The sequence below is a fragment of the Nocardia sp. NPDC004722 genome (genome assembly GCF_053601505.1).
Genome location: NZ_JBSGBY010001007.1, coordinates 1 through 1,741, shown reverse-complemented (window position 1 = coordinate 1,741; position 1,741 = coordinate 1). Strand labels below are relative to the sequence as shown.

Annotated in this window: 1 protein-coding gene and 1 pseudogene; both read right to left on the bottom strand. The window is 69.1% G+C overall.

Annotated features, from left to right (window positions below; translation table 11 throughout):
- Positions 1-94 precede the first annotated feature (94 nt).
- Positions 95-898: pseudogene (locus tag ACWELQ_RS45155) on the bottom strand (DUF2397 domain-containing protein); the annotation flags it as partial.
- A gap of 92 nt (positions 899-990) precedes the next feature.
- Positions 991-1,560 carry a GlcG/HbpS family heme-binding protein gene (locus ACWELQ_RS45150; RefSeq protein WP_452403100.1) on the bottom strand — a complete coding sequence of 190 codons (570 nt, stop codon included), beginning with the start codon at positions 1,558-1,560 and terminating at the stop codon, positions 991-993.
- Positions 1,561-1,741 lie beyond the last annotated feature (181 nt).

Sequence of the window (1,741 nt, the reverse complement as noted above, 5' to 3'; positions counted from 1 at the left end):
CCGATACGCATGTGAACTCCTAGGTCTCGCTGGTGGATTCGACGCTAGGAAGCCCGATACGCACCTGCGGGTGCTCATCGCCGGTGGCAGGCTGTGCCTCCACCTCGCGGATGGCGGCGGCCAGCCGGGGCGCGAAACGCGCCAGATCCATGGAGAATTCGCGCATGTGCGCCAGCAGCGCGTCCTTGTGGGCGAGGAACGCCTCCGGGGTCGCCTCGGTGGTGCGGACCAGATCGCCCAGGGTCAGATAGAAATGCGCGGCGCGCTCGGCCAGATCCGACAGGGCGCGGTCCAGGCGGTTGAGCACCCGGTAGACGCGGGGCGCGTCGGCGCTCTTGTTGGCCTCCGAGAGTGTGTGCAGATCGGCGAGCAGTTCCGGCAGCACCAGCCGCGAGAGCGCCGCCTCGTCGAGGCGGGCGTCCAGCACATCCGAAACCGCCCGATACGCCTGATATCCGGCTTGGGAGAACTGATAGACGAAATGCCGGTTGCGATACTCGGCGAGGGTGGCCGCGCGCGTCCCGTCATAGCTGCGTTCCAGCACACCCCACTGGTGCAACTGCTCGAGCAGCGGCCCGACCTCGGTCGGGGTCAAGGCCGGCGCGCCCGGGCAACGATTGAGCGTGTCGGCGACATCGGAGGCGTGCAACAGCACCACGTACGCGGCACGGGCGGTGTCGAACGCCCGCAGCACCCACAGGTAGTCGGCCCGTTTCTCGGCGGTGGCGAAGGAGAACAATCGCAGCCGGTCGGCATGTGGAAACGCCTCGGACCCGGCCCCTCCGGGGTCGGGCAGCAATCCGTCAGCGGACTCGGTCACCGGGAGAAGGTTAGTACTCCCTGCCGACCGGTTCGGAATCGTGCCGAGTGTCGGCGCGCCCGATACCGCACCGCACATGTGTTTCCCGCGGTCGCGGCAGCCTCTCAGCTACGCGGCAGCACCCCGGTCAGAGAGCGCTGCCACACCCGGCTCCCGATCGCGGTGGCTGCTCAGCCACCGAGAGCGGCGACACCAGCCTGCGCGAACTTCTCGTCCAGATCACCGCTGGGTGCGCCCGCGACACCGACGCCCGCGATCGGCGCGCCACCCTTGGCCGTCACCGGCGTGCCACCCGCGAGGAACAGGGTGCCCTTGATATCGGCCAGGTGCGGTGCGCCGTCGAGCCGCTTGGCCAGCACCGAGGTCGGCGCGTTCCAGGAGACCGCGGTGAACGCCTTCTCCCGCGCGGACTCATAGGACTGCGGGCCCGCGCCGTCGCCGCGCAGCGTCACCACGGTGTTTCCGTCGCGATCGACCACGGCGACAGTCACATGCTGGTTCTCCTTCACTGCGGCGTCGAGGGCGGCCTGCGCGGCCTTGGTGGCGGCGGCGATGGTGAGATGCGTGCTCTGCTGCAGATTCGCGTTCGCCACATCGGCGACCACCGGGGTCTTGGCGCCCGGATCCGGATCCTGGGCATTCACCGACACCACGCCGATCACACCGGCCGCGACGACGGCCGCGGCGGCCCCGCCGATGATCAACTTGGTGCGCTTGGTGGTGGACTGTTGCTCGGTCATATCGTGTCCTTCGCGGATTCGGGGGAAAGCTGTTCGCTCGGTTCGACTTCCAGCCTGCGGCCCCGCGGGCCCCGGCACATCGGCGGTGGTCGCGCCGCGCTCGGGAGCGGGCATGCTGCTGATGAACTCGTCGCGTCTGATCGCCGAAGCCGCGCTGCTACAGCAGGATCTCGATACCCCG

Coding starts and splice junctions, on each gene's coding strand:
- ACWELQ_RS45150 (WP_452403100.1), bottom strand. CDS start 1,560: ATGACCGAGCAACAGTCCACCACCAAGCGCACCAAGTTGATCATCGGC.